The 21,444-nt window shown below is 71.8% G+C and carries 19 protein-coding genes; 6 read left to right on the top strand and 13 right to left on the bottom strand.

Annotated features, from left to right (window positions below; translation table 11 throughout):
- Positions 1-12 precede the first annotated feature (12 nt).
- A complete protein-coding gene (locus EDD40_RS27800; RefSeq protein ID WP_123745531.1) occupies positions 13-627 on the bottom strand; it encodes an alpha/beta hydrolase family protein in 615 nt (204 codons plus the stop codon).
- Positions 624-1,385, bottom strand: coding sequence for an SOS response-associated peptidase (locus EDD40_RS27795; protein WP_123748330.1), 762 nt, complete (start codon positions 1,383-1,385; stop codon positions 624-626). The genes EDD40_RS27800 and EDD40_RS27795 overlap by 4 nt, the downstream gene beginning before the upstream one ends.
- A gap of 100 nt (positions 1,386-1,485) precedes the next feature.
- Between EDD40_RS27795 and aroA the strand changes: the two genes are divergently transcribed.
- The 4 genes from aroA to EDD40_RS27775 all read left to right on the top strand — a co-directional run bounded on the left by aroA (position 1,486) and on the right by EDD40_RS27775 (position 5,975).
- Complete coding sequence (gene aroA / locus EDD40_RS27790; RefSeq protein WP_123745530.1) at positions 1,486-2,775, top strand: 3-phosphoshikimate 1-carboxyvinyltransferase; 1,290 nt, start codon at positions 1,486-1,488, stop codon at positions 2,773-2,775.
- Between the two features lies 1 nt (position 2,776).
- Entirely contained in the window at positions 2,777-3,787 is a 1,011-nt protein-coding gene (gene rsgA / locus EDD40_RS27785) for a ribosome small subunit-dependent GTPase A (RefSeq protein ID WP_123745529.1), read from the top strand.
- A 200-nt stretch (positions 3,788-3,987) separates the two neighbouring features.
- The gene (locus EDD40_RS27780; RefSeq protein WP_246037843.1) at positions 3,988-5,424 is read left to right on the top strand and encodes a non-reducing end alpha-L-arabinofuranosidase family hydrolase; all 1,437 of its coding nucleotides are present in this window, start codon (positions 3,988-3,990) and stop codon (positions 5,422-5,424) included.
- 182 nt (positions 5,425-5,606) lie between these two features.
- Positions 5,607-5,975 carry a VOC family protein gene (locus EDD40_RS27775; RefSeq protein WP_170185214.1) on the top strand — a complete coding sequence of 123 codons (369 nt, stop codon included), beginning with the start codon at positions 5,607-5,609 and terminating at the stop codon, positions 5,973-5,975.
- Positions 5,976-6,036: 61 nt separating this feature from the next.
- Here EDD40_RS27775 and EDD40_RS27770 read toward each other — a convergent pair whose 3' ends face one another.
- Genes EDD40_RS27770 through EDD40_RS27760 form a run of 3 tightly spaced genes read right to left on the bottom strand, consistent with a single transcriptional unit; the run spans position 6,037 to position 8,580 of the window.
- Complete coding sequence (locus EDD40_RS27770; RefSeq protein WP_123745526.1) at positions 6,037-6,528, bottom strand: DUF6912 family protein; 492 nt, start codon at positions 6,526-6,528, stop codon at positions 6,037-6,039.
- Positions 6,525-7,901 carry a WS/DGAT/MGAT family O-acyltransferase gene (locus EDD40_RS27765; protein WP_123745525.1) on the bottom strand — a complete coding sequence of 459 codons (1,377 nt, stop codon included), beginning with the start codon at positions 7,899-7,901 and terminating at the stop codon, positions 6,525-6,527. Before EDD40_RS27765 ends, EDD40_RS27770 begins: the two co-directional genes overlap by 4 nt.
- Before the next feature lie 10 nt (positions 7,902-7,911).
- Entirely contained in the window at positions 7,912-8,580 is a 669-nt protein-coding gene (locus tag EDD40_RS27760) for a phosphotransferase (RefSeq protein WP_123745524.1), read from the bottom strand.
- 12 nt (positions 8,581-8,592) lie between these two features.
- Here EDD40_RS27760 and EDD40_RS27755 point away from each other — a divergent pair, with 12 nt between their 5' ends.
- On the top strand, positions 8,593-9,387 hold the full coding sequence (locus EDD40_RS27755) for a TrmH family RNA methyltransferase (protein ID WP_123748329.1): 795 nt from the start codon (positions 8,593-8,595) through the stop codon (positions 9,385-9,387).
- A gap of 304 nt (positions 9,388-9,691) precedes the next feature.
- On the opposite strand, the gene EDD40_RS27750 is transcribed toward EDD40_RS27755, so the two are convergent.
- On the bottom strand, positions 9,692-10,102 hold the full coding sequence (locus EDD40_RS27750; RefSeq protein ID WP_123745523.1) for an HAD-IA family hydrolase: 411 nt from the start codon (positions 10,100-10,102) through the stop codon (positions 9,692-9,694).
- 165 nt (positions 10,103-10,267) lie between these two features.
- Here EDD40_RS27750 and EDD40_RS27745 point away from each other — a divergent pair, with 165 nt between their 5' ends.
- Positions 10,268-10,552: an Rv3235 family protein gene (locus tag EDD40_RS27745; RefSeq protein ID WP_123745522.1), complete on the top strand. Its 285-nt coding sequence runs from the start codon at positions 10,268-10,270 to the stop codon at positions 10,550-10,552.
- 558 nt (positions 10,553-11,110) lie between these two features.
- On the opposite strand, the gene secA is transcribed toward EDD40_RS27745, so the two are convergent.
- From secA to EDD40_RS27710, 7 genes are all read right to left on the bottom strand, one after another.
- Positions 11,111-13,981 carry a preprotein translocase subunit SecA gene (gene secA, locus EDD40_RS27740; RefSeq protein ID WP_123745521.1) on the bottom strand — a complete coding sequence of 957 codons (2,871 nt, stop codon included), beginning with the start codon at positions 13,979-13,981 and terminating at the stop codon, positions 11,111-11,113.
- A 528-nt stretch (positions 13,982-14,509) separates the two neighbouring features.
- Entirely contained in the window at positions 14,510-15,202 is a 693-nt protein-coding gene (hpf, locus tag EDD40_RS27735) for a ribosome hibernation-promoting factor, HPF/YfiA family (protein WP_123745520.1), read from the bottom strand.
- Between the two features lie 432 nt (positions 15,203-15,634).
- Positions 15,635-16,279 carry a ComF family protein gene (locus EDD40_RS27730; RefSeq protein ID WP_342777819.1) on the bottom strand — a complete coding sequence of 215 codons (645 nt, stop codon included), beginning with the start codon at positions 16,277-16,279 and terminating at the stop codon, positions 15,635-15,637.
- 76 nt (positions 16,280-16,355) lie between these two features.
- Positions 16,356-18,086: an LpqB family beta-propeller domain-containing protein gene (locus EDD40_RS27725; RefSeq protein ID WP_123745519.1), complete on the bottom strand. Its 1,731-nt coding sequence runs from the start codon at positions 18,084-18,086 to the stop codon at positions 16,356-16,358.
- Positions 18,083-19,816 carry an MtrAB system histidine kinase MtrB gene (mtrB, locus tag EDD40_RS27720; protein ID WP_123745518.1) on the bottom strand — a complete coding sequence of 578 codons (1,734 nt, stop codon included), beginning with the start codon at positions 19,814-19,816 and terminating at the stop codon, positions 18,083-18,085. The genes EDD40_RS27725 and mtrB overlap by 4 nt, the downstream gene beginning before the upstream one ends.
- Before the next feature lie 16 nt (positions 19,817-19,832).
- Positions 19,833-20,510, bottom strand: coding sequence for an MtrAB system response regulator MtrA (gene mtrA, locus EDD40_RS27715; protein ID WP_015104936.1), 678 nt, complete (start codon positions 20,508-20,510; stop codon positions 19,833-19,835).
- 186 nt (positions 20,511-20,696) lie between these two features.
- Complete coding sequence (locus EDD40_RS27710) at positions 20,697-21,338, bottom strand: dTMP kinase (protein WP_123748327.1); 642 nt, start codon at positions 21,336-21,338, stop codon at positions 20,697-20,699.
- Between the last annotated feature and the right edge of the window lie 106 nt (positions 21,339-21,444).

Below are 21,444 nucleotides of genomic sequence, written 5' to 3'. Positions count from 1 at the left end.
ACCTCCCGGGCGTCACACCTCGAGCGGGCGCAGCACGCGGTCGAGCCACTCCCCGACGGCACGGCCCACCGCGCCGACGTCGGCCTTGAGGTTGTGGTCGCCCGGCAGCAGCACGACGTCGCGGTGGTGCGCCGCCTCCGGCCTGCCGAACGGGTCGTTCTCGCCCTGCACCACCAGGGTGGCGACCTCGACGCCGTCCAGCTCGGCCATCCGGGACTTCTCCGGCTTGCCCGGCGGGTGCACGGGGAACGCCAGGCACAGCACGGCCACCGCCTGGCCCTCCGCCGACGTCCGGCACGCCACCCGCGCGCCGGAGGACCGGCCGCCGAACAGCAGCGGCAGGTCCCCGAACCAGGTCTCGCCGAGCGCGTCCGCCACCGCGAGCCACGCCGCGTCGAGCTGGTTGGCGGGCGCGGGCGCGCGGCGCCCGGCCACCCGGTAGGGCTGCTCGACCAGCGCCACGTGCACGCCCACGTCCACCGCCGCGCGGGTCGCCGCCACCAGGTCCGGCGCGTCGATCCCGCCGCCCGCGCCGTGCCCGAGCAGCAGCGCGGCACGGCTGTCGGAGGCGCAGTGCAGCTCGGCCCGCGCGGGGCCGTGCGGGGTGTCGACCACCCGCGAGGTCATGTCAGCTCGAACAAGGTGGGCTCCGGCTTCTCGGACTCCCCCAGCGCGACGGCCGCCATGAGCGACGGGTCGTTGTTCTTGATGCTGTTGACCTTCATCGACACCGGGCGCAGCTCCAGCGCGTCGACCAGGTCGAGGTCGGGCGCGAGCAGGTCCTTCGGGTCGGCGTTGTCCGGGTCGAGCCACGCCGCCCAGCGGTCCTTCGGCAGCACCAGCGGCATCCGGTGGTGCACGGAGGTCATCTCGCCGATCGCGTCCGTGGTGAGCACGGCGCACGTGATGATCGGCTTGCGCTCGTCGCCGTCCTGCTGCCACCACACCGACCAGATGCCGGCCATGGCGATGCTGGAGTCGTCGCCGGGGTTGATGAAGTACGGCTGCTTGCGGCCCTCGCCGGGCTGCCACTCGTACCAGCCCGCGGCCGGGACGATGCACCGGCGCTTGGCCGCCGAGTCGCGGTAGGCGGGCTTCTCCAGCACGCTCTCCGCCCGCGCGTTGATCATCTTCGCGGCGCCGGACAGGTCCTTGGCCCAGTGGGGCACCAGGCCCCAGCGCATCACCCGGACGCTGCGCTCGGTGGTGTCGGGATCGGGGTTGCCGTCGTCGTCGCGCGGGTGCCGCTCGACCACCGCGAGCACCTGCTTGGTCGGCGCGACGTTGTAGTCGGCGCCGGGCGCGTCGCCCTCGGTGCCGTCGACCGCGTCGAACTCCGCCGCGAGCAGCGCGGGGTTCTTGGTGGACGCGTACCTGCCGCACACACCGATCACCTCTCCACAGATCACCCTCGGGCGCTGCCATCGTCGCACGTCGGAAAGCCCGGTGCGAGCTGTCGACCACCCGATGCGGAATCATCAGGCCATGACTCAGCAGTGGTCCGCTCCCACCGCCGACGGCCCCGTCGACGCGACGGTACCCGTGCCAGGCTCCAAGTCGATCACGAACCGCGCCCTCGTGCTCGCCGCCCTGGCCGACCGCGCGTCCACCCTGCACGCGCCGCTGCGCAGCCGCGACACCACCCTGATGGTCGACGCGCTGCGCTCGCTCGGGGTGGGCGTCGTCGACGGCCCGGACGGGTCCTGGCTGGTCACGCCGCACGAGCTGCGCGGCCCGGCACAGGTCGACTGCGGTCTGGCGGGCACCGTGATGCGGTTCCTGCCGCCCGCCGCAGCCCTCGCCGTCGGCGACATCACCTTCGACGGCGACCCGCACGCGCGGACCCGGCCGATGTCCACGATCCTGCACGCGCTGCGGGCGCTGGGCGCGGACGTGGCGGGCGACGCGCTGCCGTTCACCCTGCACGGCAAGGGCGGCGTGCCCGGCGGCGAGGTCACCGTCGACGCGTCGGCGTCGTCCCAGTTCGTGTCCGGGCTGCTGCTGTCGGGCGCGCGGTACGAGAGCGGCGTGACGGTCCGGCACAGCGCCGACCTCTCCGGGGGCAGGCCCGTGCCCTCGGTGCCGCACATCGAGATGACCGTCGCGATGCTGCGCGAGGCGGGTGTCGTGGTGGACGACTCGACGCCGGACCGGTGGCGCGTCGAACCGGGCGCGGTCGAGGGCCGCGACTGGCACGTCGAGCCCGACCTGTCCAACGCCACCCCGTTCCTGGCGGCGGCGGCCGTGACCGGCGGCCGGGTGACCATCCCCGGCTGGCCGGCCGCGACCACCCAGCCCGGCGGCGCGGCGCGCGAGCTGTTCGAGCGCATGGGCTGCGAGGTCGCGCTGACCGACGCGGGCCTCGCGCTGCGCGGTCCCGACCGGTTGACCGGGATCGACGTGGACCTGCGCGACGAGAGCGAGCTGACGCCGACCGTGGCGGCGCTGGCGGCGCTCGCCGAGGGCCGGACGCGGATCCGCGGCGTGGCCCACATCCGCGGCCACGAGACGGACCGGCTCGCCGCGCTCGTCGCCGAGGTCAACCTGCTGGGCGGCGACGCGGAGGAGACCGAGGACGGGCTGGTCATCACGCCACGCCCGCTGCGCGGCGGCGTGTGGCGGGCTTACGCCGACCACCGGATGGCCACCGCGGGCGCGATCATCGGCCTGGTGGTGGAAGGCGTGTCGGTGGACGACATCGGCTCGACCACCAAGACGATCCCGGACTTCCCGGGCATGTGGGCGGCCATGCTGTCGCTGCCGCGGGCGCGCTGACGTGGCGCGCGGCGACTGGCACCGGTTGGACGAGTCCGACGTGCGGGTGCGGCCGGGCAAGGGCACCCGGCCGCGCAGCAAGCGCCGGCCCGAGCACGCGGACGCCGTGCCCGCCATGGTCGTCGGGGTCGACCGCGGCCGGTGGACGTGCGCGATGGACGGCGACCCGGCGCGGATGGTCGTCGCCATGCGGGCGCGCGAGCTCGGCCGCACCCCGGTCGTGGTCGGCGACCAGGTGGGGCTGGTGGGCGACACGTCCGGCCGGCCGGACACGTTGGCGCGGATCGTGCGGGTGGAGGAGCGGCGCAGCGTGCTGCGGCGCACGGCGGACGACACGGACCCGTTCGAGCGGGTCGTGGTGGCCAACGCCGAGCAGCTGGTGATCGTGTCGGCGCTGGCCGACCCGCAGCCGCGCCGGGGCTTCATCGACCGGTGCCTGGTGGCCGCGTACGCGGGCGGGCTGGAACCGCTGCTGTGCCTGACGAAGTCGGACCTCGCGTCGCCGGACGAGCTGGTCGCCGCGTACGCCGAGCTGGACCTGCCGGTGGTCGTGACGCGGTCCGACGAGGACCCGGAGGCGTTGCGCGGGCGGCTGGTGAGCCGGTTGTCGGCGCTGATCGGGCACTCGGGCGTCGGCAAGTCGACGCTGGTGAACAGGCTGGTGCCCGACGCGCACCGGGCGGTGGGCGTGGTGAGCGGCGTCGGCAAGGGCAGGCACACGTCCACGCAGACCGTCGCGCTGCCGCTGCCCGAGGGCGGGTGGGCGGTGGACACGCCGGGCATCCGCTCGTTCGGCCTGGCGCACATCACGCCGGACGACATCGTGGGCGCGTTCCCGGACATGAAGGCGATGGCCGAGGAGTGCCCGTCGGGCTGCGGTCACCAGGGCGCGCCGGACGACCCCGACTGCATGCTGGACGAACTGGTGCGCACGGGCGAGGCCTCCCCCGGCCGCTTGGCCTCCCTGCGCCGCCTCCTGCAGTCCCGCTCGAAACTGGAGGAATACGACTGACTTCGCGCCGCCCATTGAGACGGGCGGCCCGGACTATTGACCTCGAGACCGTGCGCACACCACTCTGATATGAGATCAACCGCATAAGCGCCGGTTGTTCCGCCATGTCCGGAAGGTGTTCGGAAGAACGCGCTAAATGTTTAGCGGAGTGCTCAACATTTAGCAATTCCAATCCGCGCCAAGTCGACCGAGGAGAAGTCATGTCACTGCGACGACGCAGCTTCACGACCAGATTTCGAGCGGCGAACGTCGGCGTCGCCGCGGCGAGCGCCGCGATGCTGGCCTCGGCCGCGGTCCTCGTCGCGCTGCCGGCCGGGGCCGCGACCGCGGGCTGTTCGGTGAACTACGCGGTGGCTTCGCAGTGGGAGGGCGGGTTCAGCGCCAACGTGTCGGTCACCAACCTGGGCGACCCGCTGACCGGTTGGACGCTGACCTGGTCGTTCGGCGCCGGGCAGGCGGTGACGCAGTCGTGGAGCACGACGTTGGCGCAGAGCGGTTCGGCGGTGACCGCGAAGAACGTGAGCTACAACGGCTCGGTCGCCACCGGCGGCTCGGTGTCGTTCGGTTTCAACGGGTCGTGGACGGGCAGCAACCCCATTCCGACGAGTTTCGCCCTGAACGGCGTGGCCTGCACGGGTGGCACCACCACGACGTCCACCAGCACCACCACTTCCACCACCGGCACCACCACTTCCACGACGACGACCACGACCACGTCGGGCGGCGGGTGTTCCCTCCCGTCGACCTACCGCTGGTCGTCGACCGGGTCGTTGGCGAACCCGAGGTCCGGGTGGGTCTCGCTCAAGGACTTCACCCACGTCATGCACAACGGCAAGCACCTGGTCTACGGCACCACGCACGACATGGGCTCGTCGTGGGGGTCGATGAACTTCGGGCTGTTCACCAACTGGTCGGACATGGCCTCGGCGCCGCAGCAGGCCATGAACTCCGGCACCGTCGCGCCCACGCTGATCTACTTCGCCCCGAAGAACATCTGGGTGCTCGCCTACCAGTGGGGCGGGACCGCGTTCACCTACCGCACCTCCAGCGACCCCACCAACCCCAACGGCTGGTCCTCGCCGCAGGTGCTGTCGACGGCGAGCATCTCCGGCTCCGGCACCGGGCCGATCGACCAGACCCTCATCGGCGACGGCCAGAACATGTACCTGTTCTTCGCCGGTGACAACGGCAAGATCTACCGCCAGGTCATGCCCCTGGGCAACTTCCCCGGCAGCTTCGGCTCCTCCTACACGACCATCATGAGCGACACCACGAACAACCTGTTCGAGGCGCCCGAGGTCTACAAGGTCCAGGGCCAGAACCAGTACCTGATGATCGTCGAGGCCATCGGCTCCAACGGCCGCTACTTCCGGTCCTTCACCTCCAGCAGCCTCAGCGGCTCCTGGACCCCGCAGGCCGCCACCGAGTCCAACCCCTTCGCCGGCAAGGCCAACAGCGGCGCGAGCTGGACCAACGACATCAGCCACGGCGACCTCATCCGCACCACCGCCGACCAGACCAAGACCATCGACCCCTGCAACCTGCAACTGCTCTACCAGGGCCGCGACCCTCGCTCCAACGGCGTGGACTACGGCCTGCTGCCCTACCGCCCGGGCGTCCTCACCCTGCAACGCTGACCCGCGAGAGCCCACCCTCCACGTCGCGCGAGTCCTACGTTCAGAACGCGTGTGTCCTACGTTCGGAACACCCGAGTTGAACGCTCGGCACACGTGAACGACGCCGTTCCATGACCGGATCGGGTGGAGACGCGACCTCGTCCACGGGCTGGGCACCGCACGCGGTAGTACGGTGCCCAGCCGTGGCGAGGGTGACTGGCATCGGCGGCGTGTTCCTGCGCGCACGCGATCCCGAGCGGTCGGCCGAGTGGTACCGCAAGCACCTCGGCGTGCCGATGAGCGACGGCGGGGCCATCACGTTCCACCGGACCGAGGCGGAGACGACGACGCTCGCGCCGTTCGCCGACGACACCGACTACTTCGGCGAGCCGGGCCGGCGGGCGATGATCAACCTGCGGGTGGACGACCTCGCCGGGCTGCCGGCCCGGCTGCGCGGGCACGGGGTCGAGGTGCTGCCGCAGACCGAGGACTCGGAGTTCGGCCGGTTCGGGTGGTGCGTCGACCCCGAGGGCAACCGCATCGAGCTGTGGCAGCCCGCGGCGGGCATGTAGGGCGGTGACCCGGGTGCGGACCGCGGCCGGTGTGGCCACGCGGTCCGCACCCGGGTCCCGGTCACATCAGCTCCAGCAGGAACGGCAGCTCCTGGGGCGCGTACCAGGCCAGCTCGTGGTCCTCCGCCCCTCCCAGCGCGAACTCCGCGTCCGGGTCGCCGAGGTCCGCCGCGTCGATCACGTCCGCCGCCGCCCGCACGTCCTCCTCCGCCTCCAGCGTGTCCAGGTGGATCGCGGCGACCAGTTTCACCGGCACCGGCCCCGACAGCTTCACCACCGAGAAGTCCAGGTCGGGCCGCAGCTTCACGTCCGGCACGTCCGCCGACACCACCGCACGCCTCGGCACGGCCTTCTCGTCTCCCGCGATCAGCCGCAGCGAGCCGCGGGCGGCGTCGAGCATCGCCGAGTACTCCAGCTCTTCCGTGTCACCGGTCGCGTACGACTCGCGCAACGCGGGCGTCAAGGCGAACGCCGTCCCGCCCACGGCGACGAACTCGCCGTTCTCCACGAGGTCGCGCAGCATCGCGACGGTCGCCGGGAGGTACACCCTCATGTGGACACCGTTCCCATCAGTTCCTCCACCGACTCCTCGACCATCGCCGCCAGCACGTCCACATCGGACATCGCGTCGCGGTCGGCGTTCAGGCCGAAGTACACGCCACCGTCATAAGACGTCACGCCGATCGACAGCGCCTGGTTTTTCGCCAAGGGCACAACCGGGAACATCTCGATCATCTTCGCCCCCGCCGCGTACAGCGGCACCTGGGGACCGGGCACGTTCGTCACGACCACGTTGAACAGCCGCCGCGAGAACGACGACGCCGCCCGCGCGCCCAACGCGTGCAGCGTCGGCGGCGCGAAGCCCGAGAACCGCACCAGCGTCTGGGCCGCCACCGACTGCCCCGACTCCTGGTGCGCCCGCATCGCGTGCGACACGTGGTGCAGCCGCACGACCGGGTTCGGCTCGCCCACCGGCAGGTCGACCAGGTACGCCGACACCTGCGCCTCGTCGTCCCGCACCGACATCGGCGCCATGGCCCGGATCGTGGTCCCCGCCGTCACGACCTCGCCGCGCGACAGCAGCCAGTTCCGCAGCGCGCCGGACAGCACGGCGAGCACGCCGTCGTTGACCGTGCCGCCGTGGGCCCGCCGGATGGCGCGGAACACGTCCAGCCCGGTGCGGGCCACCGCGAACCGCCGCTGCGGCGAGATCCGCACGTTCAACGGGCTGCCGGGCGCGGGCGTCGCGGCGGTCCGCACGGCCGACGCCAACCCGCCGAACACCCCGGCGACCTTGCGCACGGTCGCCACCGTGTCCACCGCCGCGGAGCGGACGTTCTCCACCACCTCGCCGGGCCGCTGCACGGCCTCCGCGACCGCGTCCGCGACCAGCTGCAACCCGCTGGGCTCCGGCGACGGCATCCACAGCGACTCGACCGGCGGGCGCGGCGTGGCGGACACGTCCAGCATCACCTGCCCGATCTCCGGCGCGCCGATGCCGTCCACCATCGCCTGGTGCGTTTTGGTGATCACCGCGGTCCGGTTCCGGGCCAGGCCCTCGACCAGGTAGACCTCCCACAACGGCCGGGTCTGGTCCAGCGGGCGGGACATCAGCCGCGCCACCAGGTCGTGCAGCTGCTGGTCGCTGCCCGGTTTCGGCAACGCCGAGCGCCGCACGTGGTAGGTGACGTCGAAGTCCGCGTCGTCCACCCACACCGGCCGCGCGAGCCGTCCGGGCACGTGCACGACCTTCTGCCGGTACCGGGGCACCAGCGACAGCCGCTGCTCGATCAGGTCGACCAGCCGGTCGTAGTCGAAGCCCGTGCGCGGTCGCCGGAACACCGCCACCCCACCGACGTGCATCGGCGTCGTGGAGTCCTCCAGGTACAGGAACGAGGCGTCCAGCGCGGACAGGCGGTCGGGCATGCCGCCCAGGCTAGTCGGTGCAGTCGCGCACCAGCCTGCGAACGGCGCTGACCTCGGCTTCGTCGCGTTCGTGCCGGGCCAGCCTGATCGCCGCGGCGGCCGGCATGGCGCGCCTCGCCTCGACCCGCACCGAGCCGTCGACCCCGGACAGGAACCCGCGCACCATCCGCGACCGGGCGAGCCGCTTGAACGGCCGCAGCGGCGCCACCGCCATCGCCAGCCAGCTCAACGCGACGTCGACCTTCCGGTCGCCCTTGCGCGCGCTGCCCCAGTCGACCACCACCGCGCCCTCCGGGCCCATCACCACGTTGCCGGGGTGCAGGTCGAGGTGCAGCAGGTCGCCGTCGCCGGACAGGAACGCGGGCGCGGGCACCCGGTCCAGCTTCCCGTGCAGCCCGGCCAGCTCACGGCCCAACGCGCCCGCGCGCCACGGCTTGGCGTCCAGCTCCTGCGACATGCGCGGACCGGGGACGTACTCCATGACCAGGTCCGTCTCCGAGGCGTCCGCCACCCTCGGCACCGGTATGCCGTGCCGGCGCAGGTAGCGCATCAGCTCGGCCTCGGGCCGCAGGTCGAGGCCCGCACGGCTGCGCTTGACCAGCAGACCGTCCGGACGCAGGTAGACGTCCGCCTCCCGGCCGCTGGCCAGCAGACGGTGCGCCTCGTCGCGCGATGTCATGTGACGATCATCATGGTTGACAGCGCAGAAGCAAGCCCCAAATGGGTAGTGGACACTTGCTCCGTGGATGTGTCACCCAAGGACAAGTTCGTCACCGTGTACGGCCGCAAGCCCGTGCTGGAGGCGTTGGACGACCCGCGGCTCGAGGTCGACAAGGTCGTGCTCGCCGACACGGCCCGCGGTCCGGCCGCCCGGGAGATCCTGGACGCCGCCGGTCGACGGGGCGTCGAGGTGCAGCGGGCCACCGCGCAGCGGGTCAAGGTGCTGGCCGGGAACGGCAAGCAGGACCAGGGCGTGCTGGCGGACGTCGTCGCGCCCCGGATGCGCCCGCTGGAGCTGGGGCTGCGCGAAGGGCCGCGGTTCGTGCTGGTCCTGGACGGGATCACCACGCCGGCGAACGTCGGCATGATCCTGCGCACGGCGACCGCGGCGGGCGTGGACGGCATCGTCGTGCCGCGGCGGGGTGTCGCGTCGATCGACCCGATGGTGGTCAAGGCGTCGGCGGGGGTCGCGTTCCGGGCGCCGGTGCTGCGGTGCGCGACGGCGGCGGAGGCGGTGGCCGCGCTGCGGGGCGCCGGGTACCCGATCTTCGCGCTGGACGCGCAGGCCGGGTCGTCGGTGTACGCGGCGGACCTGCCGGCGCGGGCGGCGTTCGTGCTGGGCAGTGAGAGCGCGGGCATCTCGGACGACGTGCGGCCGCACGTGACCGGGTGGTTGTCGATCCCGATGGCGGCGGGGGTGGAGTCGTTGAACGTGGCGAGCGCGGCGGCCGTGCTGTGCTTCGAGGTCGTCCGCCGGCGCGCCTGATCGTCCTGGCCGATGGCCGGGGGCGGGCGCAGCGCGGGTGCCGGAGGGCCGCTCAGACACCCGCGCTGCCTAACCCGGCTGATCGGCGGCTCACCACAGCCACCCGACGCGGTACCCGTCGGGCCGTCCCGACCAGCCCTCGACGTCCCGCACCCACGCCCCTCGTACGGCATCGGGTGCGGAACCGGAGCACTCGACCGTGCTATTCGTCGTCGTCCATGGTTGCCATTCGAAACGTACGAGGGAAGCGGAGTGAACGGCAATTCACCGGCCAGGTGGATTGTGCGTGGCCGGTGGTGACCGGTTAACCCTGAAGGGGGACTTGGAGCAGTATTTCCAGTTCCTCGAGGGTGGCGCGCACGGACTGGTGGTGCACGCCGACCATCCCGGCCGCCGCCGCGCCCCGCACGTTGGCCGCGAGGTCGTCGACGAAGACGCACTCGGCGGCGGGCAGGCCGAGCCGTTCGGCGGCGAGCAGGTAGATGCGGCGGTCGGGCTTGGCCAGGCCGACGTCGCCGGAGGTGATCACGACGTCGAACAGGTCCTCCCAGCCGGCCGGCGGACGCCAGAGGAAGTCGGCGTTGGAGAGCATCGCGGTGAGGATGCCCTGGTGGCGGGCCTGGCGGGTGGCGGCGAGGAGTGGCGGTTCGGTGGCCGCGTGGTCGTCACCGAGGTCCGTGAGGACGCCGCCGAAGTCGAGAACCAGTGCCCGCACCGTGCCTCCATCGGGTGATCTTGGTACGAAACCCCGGTCGTCCGCCCTCGGTTCAGCATGCCACCTCGCCTGCGCGCCCTGTCGTCACCGAAGCCCATCGCCGCCGCGGACACCTCCAACGCGCCCGCAAACGCCCCCACGGCCCCTTCCGAGGGTCCCGCGCCCTTGGACGCCCGGCACTTCCTGTTCCCCTTGGTGGAGGCTCTGAGCGGCCGGCGGCCGCCGCGGCAGCTCTCGGGCGCCTTCGCCCCACGCGCCCTGACCACCGTCGCCGCAGCCGCCACCCCCACCCGGACCCGCCTGGGCCGCTACCGCCTGTGCCACGTGTCCCCGGACGCGGCGGAACTGGCGGGAACCCTGCACATGCCGACCAAAGTCCGCGCCTTCGCCGCCCGCGTCGAACGCCAGGGCTCCCGCTGGCACTGCACCGAATTCCACCTGCTCCCCTGACCGCTCCGATTCGCGCGGGGCCGAGCCCTTCCTCGGCTCCGCTTCCCACTCCCCACCCATCGCTAACACGATCGGGTGACATTTGACCGAAAATGTACGGAAACACTGTTACCGCACCTCGGTTGAAAACCAGCGGAACGCCTCGACCACCCACCGACCGCCCAGCCTCGGGGCGGGCCCTCCGCTCTCGACCGGGGGACGGCGGTGTGCGAGAGGAGAGCGCGCCGGTTCCGGCAGGCCGTTGGGGACACGACCATGAGGGGGTGGCGGGCCGCGGTGCGAGAAGGGTTGCCGGCGGGAGGTGGGAGATGGGGCGGCTGGCGAACGGCCGGTGGCCCGGAGGCGGCGGGGGCGCGGCGGCAGGGCGGGGCGGCGGCAGGGCGGGGCGGCGCGACGGCAGGGTGCGGGCGCGGCGTTGGGCGGGGGCAGGCCCGGGGCAGGCGGCGCGGCGTGGGGGCGCGGCGCGGCGGTGGGTGGCGGCGAGCGGTGGGTGTGGGGTGGAAAGCGGAAAGCGGGCCGCCGATGGTGGTCGGTGGCCCGCTTTCCGCAGTGGGTCGGTTACTCGCGGGGGGTCTTGCGCTGGCCCTTCGCCTGGGCGCGGGCGGCGGCGCGGCGTTCCTTGCGGGTGCCGCCCGCCTGGTTGCCGCCCTGCTGGGCGGTGTTGCCGCTGGTTTCGGCGTCACCGCTCTCCGACGGGCCCGTGTAGGTCAGGCCCTGCTGGGCGCGGCCGTCCAGGCCCTTGCCGCGGAGGGCGGGCGGGATGGCGCTGCCGCTCTGGAGTTGGGCCAGGGCGGGACCGGCCGGGGCCTGGTTGGCGTCCGCCTGCTGCTGGGCGGCGGCCGCGGCGGCGGCGCGGGCCCTCGCCCGGCTGCCGGTCAGCGGGCCGCCGTTGGCGATGGAGACCTGGACCGGCGGCTCGGCGGCCGGCTCGGGCTCGGCGGCTTCCACCTGCAGGTTGAACAGGAAGCCGACGGTCTCCTCCTTCAGCGCCTCGAGCATGCCGTTGAACATGTCGAAGCCCTCCCGCTGGTACTCGATCAGCGGGTCGCGCTGGGCCATCGCCCGCAGGCCGATGCCCTCCTTGAGGTAGTCCATCTCGTAGAGGTGCTCACGCCACTTGCGGTCCAGGACGGAGAGCAGGACGCGGCGCTCCAGCTCGCGCATGGCGCCCGGGCCGACCCGGCCGTCGATGTCCGCCTCACGCGCCTCGTAGGCGGCCAGGCCGTCGGCCTGCAGCTTCGCCTTCAGGGACTCGCGGGTGACGTCGTCCTCTTCCTCGAGCACCTTCTTCGGGTCGAGGGTGATCGGGTACAGCGTCTTGAGCGCCGTCCACAGCTGGTCGAGGTCCCAGTCCTCGGCGTAGCCGTCGGCCGTCGCGCCGTCGACGTACGCGCCGACCACGCTGGTGATCATGTGCTCGACCTGCTCGCGCAGGTCCTCGCCGTCGAGGACGCGGCGGCGCTCGGCGTAGATCACCTTGCGCTGCTCGTTCATGACCTCGTCGTACTTGAGGACGTTCTTGCGGATCTCGAAGTTCTGCTGCTCGACCTGCGTCTGCGCGCTGCGGATGGCCCGGGTGACCATCTTGTGCTCGATCGGCACGTCGTCCGGCACCTTCAGCCGGGTCATGACGGTCTCGACCATCGCCGCGTTGAAGCGGCGCATCAGCTCGTCCTTCAACGACAGGTAGAACCGCGACTCGCCGGGGTCGCCCTGACGGCCGGAACGACCGCGCAGCTGGTTGTCGATGCGCCGCGACTCGTGCCGCTCGGTGCCCAGCACGTACAGGCCGCCGGCCGCGCGGACCTCCTCCGACTCGGCCTTGACCTCCTCGGTGATCTCCTCGATCAGCTTCGCCCAGGCGGCTTCGTACTCCTCCGGGTTGTCCACCGGGTCGAGGCCGCGTTCGCGCAGCTCGTGGTCGGCGATGATGTCCGGGTTGCCGCCCAGCACGATGTCCGTGCCCCGGCCGGCCATGTTGGTGGCCACCGTGACGGCGCCCTTGCGGCCGGCCTTCGCGATGATCAGCGCCTCGCGGTCGTGGTGCTTGGCGTTGAGGACCTCGTGCGGGATGCCCTTCTGGACGAGCAGCTTCGACAGGTACTCCGAGCGCTCGACGCTCGTCGTGCCGACCAGCACCGGCTGGCCCTTCTCGTGCCGCTCGGCGATGTCGTCGGCGACCGCGTCGAACTTGGCCTCCTCGGTCTTGTAGACGAGGTCGGCCTGGTCGGAGCGCTGCATCGGGCGGTTCGTCGGGATGGGCACGACGCCGAGCTTGTAGGTCTGGTGGAACTCCGCCGCCTCGGTCTCGGCGGTGCCGGTCATGCCGCCGAGCTTCTCGTAGAGGCGGAAGTAGTTCTGGAGGGTGATCGTGGCGAGCGTCTGGTTCTCCGCCTTGATCTCGACGCCTTCCTTGGCCTCGATCGCCTGGTGCATGCCCTCGTTGTAGCGGCGACCGGACAGCACCCGGCCGGTGAACTCGTCGACGATCATGACCTCGCCGTTGCGGACGATGTAGTCCTTGTCCTTGGCGAAGAGCTCCTTGGCCTTGATCGAGTTCTGGAAGTAGCCGACGAGCGGGGTGTTCGTCGAGTCGTACAGGTTGTCGATGCCGAGCTGGTCCTCGACGTACTGCACGCCCGCCTCGGTGACGCCGACGGTGCGCTTGCGCTCGTCCACCTCGTAGTGGGTGTCGCGGCGCATCTTCGTGGCGAGCCGCGCGAACTCGACGTACCAGCGCGAGGACTGGTCGGCCGGGCCGGAGATGATCAGCGGCGTGCGGGCCTCGTCGATCAGGATCGAGTCGACCTCGTCGACCAGCGCGAAGAAGTGGCCGCGCTGGACCATCTCGTCACGGCTCCAGGCCATGTTGTCGCGCAGGTAGTCGAAGCCGAACTCGTTGTTCGTGCCGTAGGTGATGTCGGCGTTGTAGGCGACGCGGCGCTGCTCGGGCGTCATCTCCGACAGGATCGCGCCGACGGTCAGGCCGAGGAACCGGTGGATGCGGCCCATCCACTCGGCGTCACGTTTGGCCAGGTAGTCGTTGGTCGTGACGACGTGCACGCCCTCGCCCGCGATCGCGTTCAGGTAGGCGGGCAGCACGGAGGTCAGGGTCTTGCCCTCACCGGTGCGCATCTCGGCGATCTGACCGAGGTGCAGCGCCGCGCCGCCCATCAGCTGGACGTCGAAGTGGCGCTGGCCGAGGGTGCGCTTGGCGCCCTCGCGGACGACCGCGAACGCCTCCGGCAGCAGCTCGTCCAGCGACTCGCCGTCGGCGTAGCGCTTGCGGAACTCCTCGGTCTTCGCGCGCAGCTCCGCATCGGAGAGGTCGACGACGTCGTCTTCGAGGTTGTTGATGTGCGCTGCGATGTTGCGCAGGCGCTTGAGCATCTTGCCCTCGCCAGCGCGGAGCAGTCGGGACAGCACCATCCGGGTCGACCTCATTACCTCATCGCGACGCGCCCGGGGGACGGGCGCCTTCCACAGGGGCTCACCACGGCCATGGCGAGCCTTCACCACCGACCATCGTAGGCAAGTCGTGAAGGTGTGTGCACAGACACAGGTAGGAAGCCTTTCCGGAGGGCCCCTCGGGGCGTCCCGGAGACGTCCGGTTCGACCGCTTCGCGAGGGCTCAAGATCGCGTTCCGTGACCGGGGCGGGTCCGCCGCCACCCGGACGGACGCAAGGCCGCCCGCCGCACCCGGCGCACGCGCCGAGATCAGGCCATTCACCTGAATTGGAGAGAAATCCCACGCCGTCGAACCCGACGTCCGCCCACCATCCCGCGCGGTGACCTGTTCGCCGGGTCACACCGAACGTTCGTGGCACATTTTCCGACGATCACGGTTCGGCTCACGGTCCCGATCACGAAATGCGGTCCGCGCACGACGGCCCCCGGCGCACAGGAGCGCCGGGGGCCGCGCGAAGTCGAGTGAGGGGACCGTGGTCAGGTGGCTCTCAGGCCAACCTGATCACGCCGTAGTCGAACCCCTTCCGGCGGTAGACGACGCTCGGACGTCCGCTGTCGGCGTCGGAGAACAGGTAGAAGTCGTGGCCGACCAGTTCCATCTCGTAGAGGGCTTGGTCGACGGTCATCGGCTTGGCCGTGTGCTCTTTCTCGCGCACGATCTGGCCGGGCAGGTTGTCCTCGAGGCCGTCTTCCCAGCGCTGCGCGGGCACTTCCGCCATGCCCTCGCGCGAAGGTTGCGGCTCGGCTGCTTCCAGCACCGCGGTGTGGCCCAGCCACATGCCCTGCGCCTGGCCGCCGTCGCTGTCGGTGCGGAGGGGGAGCGACTCCCCGAGTCCGCTGGTCGCCTCGGCGACCGATGCCGGGGCGCGTCGCCCGTGGTGCACGCGCCTGCGGTCGTGCGAGCGCCGCAGGCGGTTCTCGAGCTTGCTCACCGCGGCGTCCAGGGCGGCGTAGAAGTCGCCCGCACATGCTTCGGAACGAACCACCGGACCGCGTCCCTTGCCGGTGATCTCGACCCGCTGGCAGTTCTTCGACTGCCTGCGGTTCGGTTCGTGGAACAGCTCCACGTCGAAGCGGATGACCTTGCGGTCGTAACGCTCAAGCCTGGCCAGCTTTTCGGCGACGTGAACCCTGTAGTGATCGGGCACCTCGACGTTGCGGCCCTTAACGACGATGTCCATACACGACCTCCCTCGCTTTGCTGCGAGCAATGGCTTTGGATCGCTTGGGCGCCGGATTCGCGATCATGTTCGCGGAGTTGGTCGCTGAGGGTGGTCCCTCAACGCCCCACCGGCGCCAGGGTCATGGGCTGTTCGCCTCCTCCCCGCGTGCCGGGAACGCTGATAGCGGTGCACGTTAGCCCGGTATTCGCCGCTGCGACAGCCCCTGGGGCGGGCGAACTCCAAGATTTTCTTGTCGTGACGCAGAGCGACGAAAAATTGCCGCCGGCGGCACGCCACGCGGGCGCGCCGGGACGCCACACCGACGACCGCTCACCCGAACGGCCGAGGCCGGCACAGGCACCCGTCGGCAGAGTGGTTGCGTCGAACGGCCTCTGCGCGGGCGTCATATCCGGCCAACGGGCGAGCGTCCCGGGAGGTTCCCGGTCGGATTCACCCGTGTGGGTGGGTTCTGCGTGCGGTGGTCAGCGTGAGGACTGCGGGTACCCCGTATCCGGCCGCTTTCAACACCGAAACGCAGGCGCGTGCCGTCGATCCGGTCGTCACCACGTCATCCAGCAGGACGAGCGGTGCGCCCGGTGGTGGCAGGCGATCGGGGACGAGCCGGACGCGGCCGGCCAGGTTCGCCCGGCGGGACGCGGCGTCAAGGCGCACCGAGTCGCGGACACCGGGGGTGAAGGCGAGCGCGGGCGCGGTGGAGAAGCCGGACGCCCGTGCCATTCTCAGCACGTGGGAGCCGCCGCGGGCGCGGGCGGCCGACGCGCGCGACGGCGCGGGCACCAGCCAGGGTTCGGGCCCGACGCCGGGCAGCCGGGGCACGGCGGCGGCGACCAGGGCGCCGAACACGGCCGCCAGCTCACGGCGCCCGCGCTCCTTGAACGCGAGCACCAGCTCACGCGCCGCGCCCCCGTAGGCGGCCAGCGCGAACACCGGCGGGCCGGCGCCGGGCACGCGCTTCGGCATCCCGAACAGGGCCAGGCAACGGGCGCACAGCCGCACGCCCCACGTCCCGCAGCCGGGACACCGGGGTGGGAACAGCAGGTTGATCAGCACGGCCTCGACGATGCCGGCGGCCACCGACAACCAGGGCCCCTCCGCCGAGGTGCGGGTCGTTCTCGATCGGGTGAAGATGGATCCGCAGGAGACGACGGCGTCAGCCCGGGTAGAAGGCCTGGGTGCCCGCTTCCGCCTTCGTCGTCGACGCGCGCCACACGTCGCCCACGTCGTTCGCGCTCCACAGCCCGCTCTGGTCCACCGCCAGCACGTTGCGGCCCGGCGCGGCGGTGACGGACGCCACCGGCACGGTCAGGTTCGACGTGTTGTAGCGCTCGACCCGCACCCCGTCGATGTTGACCTTCGCGATCGGCCACGCGGCCAGCGACGTGCTCACCACCAGCACGTCCTGCGCCAGCCAGTCCAGCGACATCGCGCTGGTGCCCAGCTGGGAGGGCTGGAGGTGGCGCGGCGACCGCAGCGACACCGCCGAGTCCTGACCGCGCACGACGGCAGCCACCACGAGCCTGCCGTCCACCACGGCCGCCACCCGGGTGCCGTCGCGCGAGAGCCGCAGCTCGGTGATGCGCCCCAGCTCGGCCAGCTCGGAGGCGTTGACCGCGCTCGCCGTCCACCCGCGGTCGGTGTCGATCACGCGCACCACGTTCGCGCCGTCGGCGACCGTCCACACCTCGGTGCCCGGCTCGCCCTGACGGCCGCTGAGCAGCCACGTCGGCCGGGTCATGGTCGAGGCGCGCAGGTCGACCTCGGCCAGCTGCTCCTGCGCCGGCCCGACCCGCAGCCGCACGGCGTCGCCCGCCACCCGGCTCACCACGGCCAGCCGGCTGCCGTCCAGCGACTGCGCCGCGCCGAGCACCTGGTAGTCGCCGGAGCCGGCGGGGCCGGGCACCGCGTCGCCGTTGACCTGCTTGACCCGTCCGTTGGCGACCAGCATCCCGTTCAGGCCGGCGTTCGGCGTGGCCAGCTCCTCGCCGGTCTGCACGTCGGCCGGCCGCCACTCGAGCTGGTCGGCGATGATCGGCTGCCCCTCGACCAGCACCCGGATGCGGCTGCTGGAGACCCCCGCGAGCGACTTCACGACCTGCGCCACGATCTGCTTGCCGGCCTGCACCGTGATGTCGCCGACCTTCGTCAGGTCGACCTCCAGCGCGCCGTCGTCGGCCTCGGAGGTGTTCTTGCGCTGCGCCGCGCCGTTCGGGACGGCCGTGGCCAGCGCGCCGCGCATCCCCACCGACGGTCCCTTGAGCAGCAGGCTCGTCACCCGGCTCGGGATCGACGTGGACGGCGCGATGACCACCCAGCGCGGGTCGGGCACGAGCACGCTGAAGTCCGGGCTGTAGAAGAACAGCGTGACCCGCCGGTAGTTCTGCTGGAACCCGCCCAGCGGCACGTAGACGCCGTCCGGCGGCGCGGAGATGCGCCACTGGCTCTCCGCGTCGCGCTCGATCCCGATCGGGGTGTCGAGGGGGCCGATGAGCTGGATGAACGAGTTGTCCTCCAGCTGCAACCGGCCGACGTTGCGCCCCTGGAGCAGCACGGTGCGGTTCTTGTCGTCGGCCGTCACGCCCGGCGTCGGCACGGTGTTGAACGTGGTGTCGATGATCGTCGGCGTGCCCTTGGTGTTCCACGCCTTCTTCGCGTCGTCGGTCAGGTAGGCCTTGGCCGCCGCGTAGTCGCCCTCCGGGTTGGCCGAGGCGTTGACGAACTCCCGGACCAGCGTCAGCGGGTCGATGTCCTTGACCGGCTCGGGCGCGGCGGCCTCGCTGGCGTTGCCCGCCGACGGGTTCACCGCGATCGGGGACGTCTCGGTGGGGATCGCGGCGCAGCCCGCGGCCACGAGCACGGCCAGGAGCACCGCGAGGAGCCTCACCGGACCTCCTCGCGTTCGCCGGTGACCGGTTGCGCGGGCTGCCACGTGATCTCCTCCTCGGTCAGCTCGACCTCCTCCACCGGCTCCGGCGCGCCCGGCTCGGGCTCGACCACGGGCGGCAGGTCGGGCGGCACGAGCGGCAGCGGGCTGGAGGTCAGCTCGTGGCCGTGGCGGCACGGGATGGTGAGCCGGAACACCGCGCCGAGGCCGCGTTCACCCCACGCCTCCAGCCAGCCGCCGTGCAGCCGCGCGTCCTCCAGGCTGATCGACAGGCCGAGGCCGGTGCCGCCGGTGCGGCGGTTGCGGGACGGGTCGGCGCGCCAGAACCGGTTGAACACCAGGTCCGCCTCGCCGGGCCGCAGGCCGACGCCGTGGTCCCGGACGGTCACCGCGACCGCTTCGCCGTCGCTGCGCAGCGTCAGCTCGACCGGCAGGCCCTCGCCGTGGTCGATGGCGTTGGCCAGCAGGTTGCGCAGGATGCGCTCGACGCGGCGGGAGTCCAGCTCGGCGGTGACCTCGTGGTCGGGCAGGTCCATCACGATCGTGGTGTCGCTGCTGTTGGCGATGGCGCGCACGGCGTCGTGGGCGCGCCTGGCCAGCACCCGGATGTCGACGAGCTCGGCGGCCAGCTCCTCCACGCCCGCGTCGAGCCTGCTGATCTCCAGCAGGTCGCCGAGCAGGGACTCGAACCGGTCCAGCTCGTCCACCAGCAGCTCGGTCGAGCGGGCCAGGCCGCCGGGGAACTGCTCGCGCGAGGCGTGCAGCACGTCCGCGGCCATCCGCACGGTCGTCAGCGGCGTGCGCAGCTCGTGCGAGACGTCGGAGGTGAACCGGCGTTGCAGCTGGCCGAACTCCTCCAGCTGGTGGATCTGCCGCTGGATGCTGGCGGCCATCTCGTTGTACGACTCGGCCAGCCGCGCAACGTCGTCCTCGCCGACCACGGGCATCCGCTGGTCGAGGCTGCCGTCGGCGAACCGCTCGGCGATCTCGGCGGCCTGCCGCACGGGCCGGACGACCTGTCGCGTGACCAGGTTCGCGATGAGGGCGAGCAGCACGAGCAGCACGACGCCGCCGATCACCAGCGTGCTCTGCACGACGTCGGCGGTGGCCTGTTCGCTGGTCAGCGGGAACAGCAGGTACAGGTGCATGGCGCGGGCGGAGCTGTTCACCGGTTTGCCGACGACCAGCAGCGTGGTGGGTCCGGTCTCCCGTTCCACGGTGGTGATCTGGTAGCCGACGCTGCCCCGTTCGAGCATCTTGAACAGCCCGTCGGGCACGTCCTCGTACTCGCCGACGGCGACCGGCAGGCCGTCGGAGCCGGTGCCGACGGGGTCGCGGAGCACCGCCTCGAACGCGCCCGCGCCGGAACTGGTCGGGTCGAGGTCCACCCCCGACGTGTTGATCTTGTTCAGGGCGGTGGTGAACCGGGTCTTCACGCTGTCGGGGCCGGGGTTGAGGCCCGCGAGGTCGGGCTGGATCGCCGCCGCGCTCGCCTCGGTCTGCCGGACCGCCGCCTCGATCTTGGTCTCCAGCAGCTGGCCGGTGATCTGCACCTGGAGCACCATGCCGAGCACGAACACCACGGCCGACGACAGCGCGAGCGTGCTCACCACCACGCGCAGCTGCAACGAGCGCCGCCACAGCTCGCCGAACGACAGCGCCTGCCTGCGCGCGCGTTCGACCACGCGGCGCGCTTCACGCACCACGAGGTCGAACCAACGCCGAGTCATGTCCAGCGCGTCCCGATCACGGAGGTCCGGCCTTGTACCCGACGCCGCGCACGGTCAGCACCACCTCGGGGTGCTCCGGGTCGCGCTCGACCTTGGAGCGCAGCCGCTGCACGTGGACGTTCACCAGCCGCGTGTCCGCCGCGTGCCGGTAGCCCCACACCTGCTCCAGCAGCACCTCGCGGGTGAACACCTGGCGCGGCTTGCGGGCCAGGGCCACGAGCAGGTCGAACTCCAGCGGCGTCAGCTGGATCGGCTTGCCCTCGCGCAGCACCTCGTGGCCGGGCACGTCGATGGTCAGGTCGCCGATCTGGAGCACCTCGGCGGGCTCGGCCTCGGTGCGGCGCAGGCGGGCGCGGATGCGCGCCACCAGCTCCTTCGGCTTGAACGGCTTGACCACGTAGTCGTCGGCGCCCGACTCCAGGCCGAGCACCACGTCGACCGTGTCGCTCTTCGCGGTCAGCATCACGATCGGTACGCCCGACTCGGACCTGATCGCCTTGCAGACGTCGATGCCGTTCATCCCGGGCAGCATCAGGTCCAGGAGGACCAGGTCGGGCTTCAACTCGCGCAGCGCGGGCAGCGCGCGGGCGCCGTCGGCGACCACAGCGGTGTCGAAGCCCTCGCCCCGCAGCACGATGGTCAGCATCTCCGCCAGAGCGGGGTCGTCGTCCACGACGAGCACGCGTGCCTTCATGCTCAACATCGTCCCACTAGTGGTCGGGAGTCCACGCACCGCCCAGCGGTCATCGCTGCTGGTCGTCGTGCGCGTCCACTCCGTAGCCAGTCTCTGCCGCCGATCCACGTGCCCACCTCGTCCCGCCGAAACGCGAATCCTCTGCGACTCATCGGCGAAGTGGTGACGTTTTGTTACTTTGTTACACTAATGGGTGAACCACCGGTCGAGGATCGCCTCGATCCGCAGGTCAGCGGTGCCGTCCAGCACCTCCCACGGCGACAACCACCCGGCGGCGGCCAACCCGTCGTACACGGCGGCGCAGCGCGCTTGGAGGCCGCCGTCCGACTCGTACAGGTCCCGCCCCCTGGCCTCCTCCGCCTCGCGGTGGGCCGCGCGGTCCGCCGCGACGCCCGCGGGCACGCGCAGCAGCAGGTGCAGGTCGGGGATCGGCAACCCGAAGCGCTCCACCTCCAGCGACCGCAGCCACCCGACGAACTCGCCGTCCGCGCCCTGGTGCAGCCGGGCCGCGCCGTAGGCCGCGTTGGACGCGACGTACCGGTCGAGCAGCACCACGTCGTACTGGTCCAGGTCGGCCCGGATCCGGTCGGCCGCGCCGCGCCGGTCCAGCGCGTAGAGGACCGACATGCCGTACACCGAATCCGTCAGGTCACCCAGCCTGCCGTGCAGCGCGTCGCGCACCAGGTCGGCGTGCACGTCCTCGTCGTAACGGGGGAACGCCCCCGTGGCGACCTTCGCGCCACGCGCGCCCAGCGCGTCGGTCAACGCCTTGGCCAGGGTGCGCTTGCCGGCGCCGTCCAAGCCCTCGATCACGACGAGTTTGCCCACGCGGAACACCCTAAGGGGCACCCCCCGTCCACGATCGGCCGCATGACATCGCCCAGTCGGGTGATGAGAGATCCTTTGCGTCACCAGATTGAGTGACTACGGTGAA

This window comes from Saccharothrix texasensis (assembly GCF_003752005.1).
GTDB lineage: Bacteria > Actinomycetota > Actinomycetes > Mycobacteriales > Pseudonocardiaceae > Actinosynnema > Actinosynnema texasense.
The sequence above is the reverse complement of the archived record's forward strand: the minus strand, read 5'-3'. Positions and strand labels throughout refer to the sequence as shown.

Excerpts from the sequence above, each read along its gene's own strand:
- EDD40_RS27800 (WP_123745531.1), bottom strand. The coding sequence starts at position 627 with ATGACCTCGCGGGTGGTCGACACCCCGCACGGCCCCGCGCGGGCCGAG.
- aroA (WP_123745530.1), top strand. The coding sequence starts at position 1,486 with ATGACTCAGCAGTGGTCCGCTCCCACCGCCGACGGCCCCGTCGACGCG.
- EDD40_RS27780 (WP_246037843.1), top strand. The coding sequence starts at position 3,988 with ATGTCACTGCGACGACGCAGCTTCACGACCAGATTTCGAGCGGCGAAC.
- EDD40_RS27770 (WP_123745526.1), bottom strand. The coding sequence starts at position 6,528 with ATGAGGGTGTACCTCCCGGCGACCGTCGCGATGCTGCGCGACCTCGTG.
- EDD40_RS27765 (WP_123745525.1), bottom strand. The coding sequence starts at position 7,901 with ATGCCCGACCGCCTGTCCGCGCTGGACGCCTCGTTCCTGTACCTGGAG.
- EDD40_RS27760 (WP_123745524.1), bottom strand. The coding sequence starts at position 8,580 with ATGACATCGCGCGACGAGGCGCACCGTCTGCTGGCCAGCGGCCGGGAG.
- EDD40_RS27755 (WP_123748329.1), top strand. The coding sequence starts at position 8,593 with ATGGTTGACAGCGCAGAAGCAAGCCCCAAATGGGTAGTGGACACTTGC.
- secA (WP_123745521.1), bottom strand. The coding sequence starts at position 13,981 with ATGGTGCTGTCCCGACTGCTCCGCGCTGGCGAGGGCAAGATGCTCAAG.
- hpf (WP_123745520.1), bottom strand. The coding sequence starts at position 15,202 with ATGGACATCGTCGTTAAGGGCCGCAACGTCGAGGTGCCCGATCACTAC.
- mtrB (WP_123745518.1), bottom strand. The coding sequence starts at position 19,816 with ATGACTCGGCGTTGGTTCGACCTCGTGGTGCGTGAAGCGCGCCGCGTG.
- mtrA (WP_015104936.1), bottom strand. The coding sequence starts at position 20,510 with ATGAAGGCACGCGTGCTCGTCGTGGACGACGACCCCGCTCTGGCGGAG.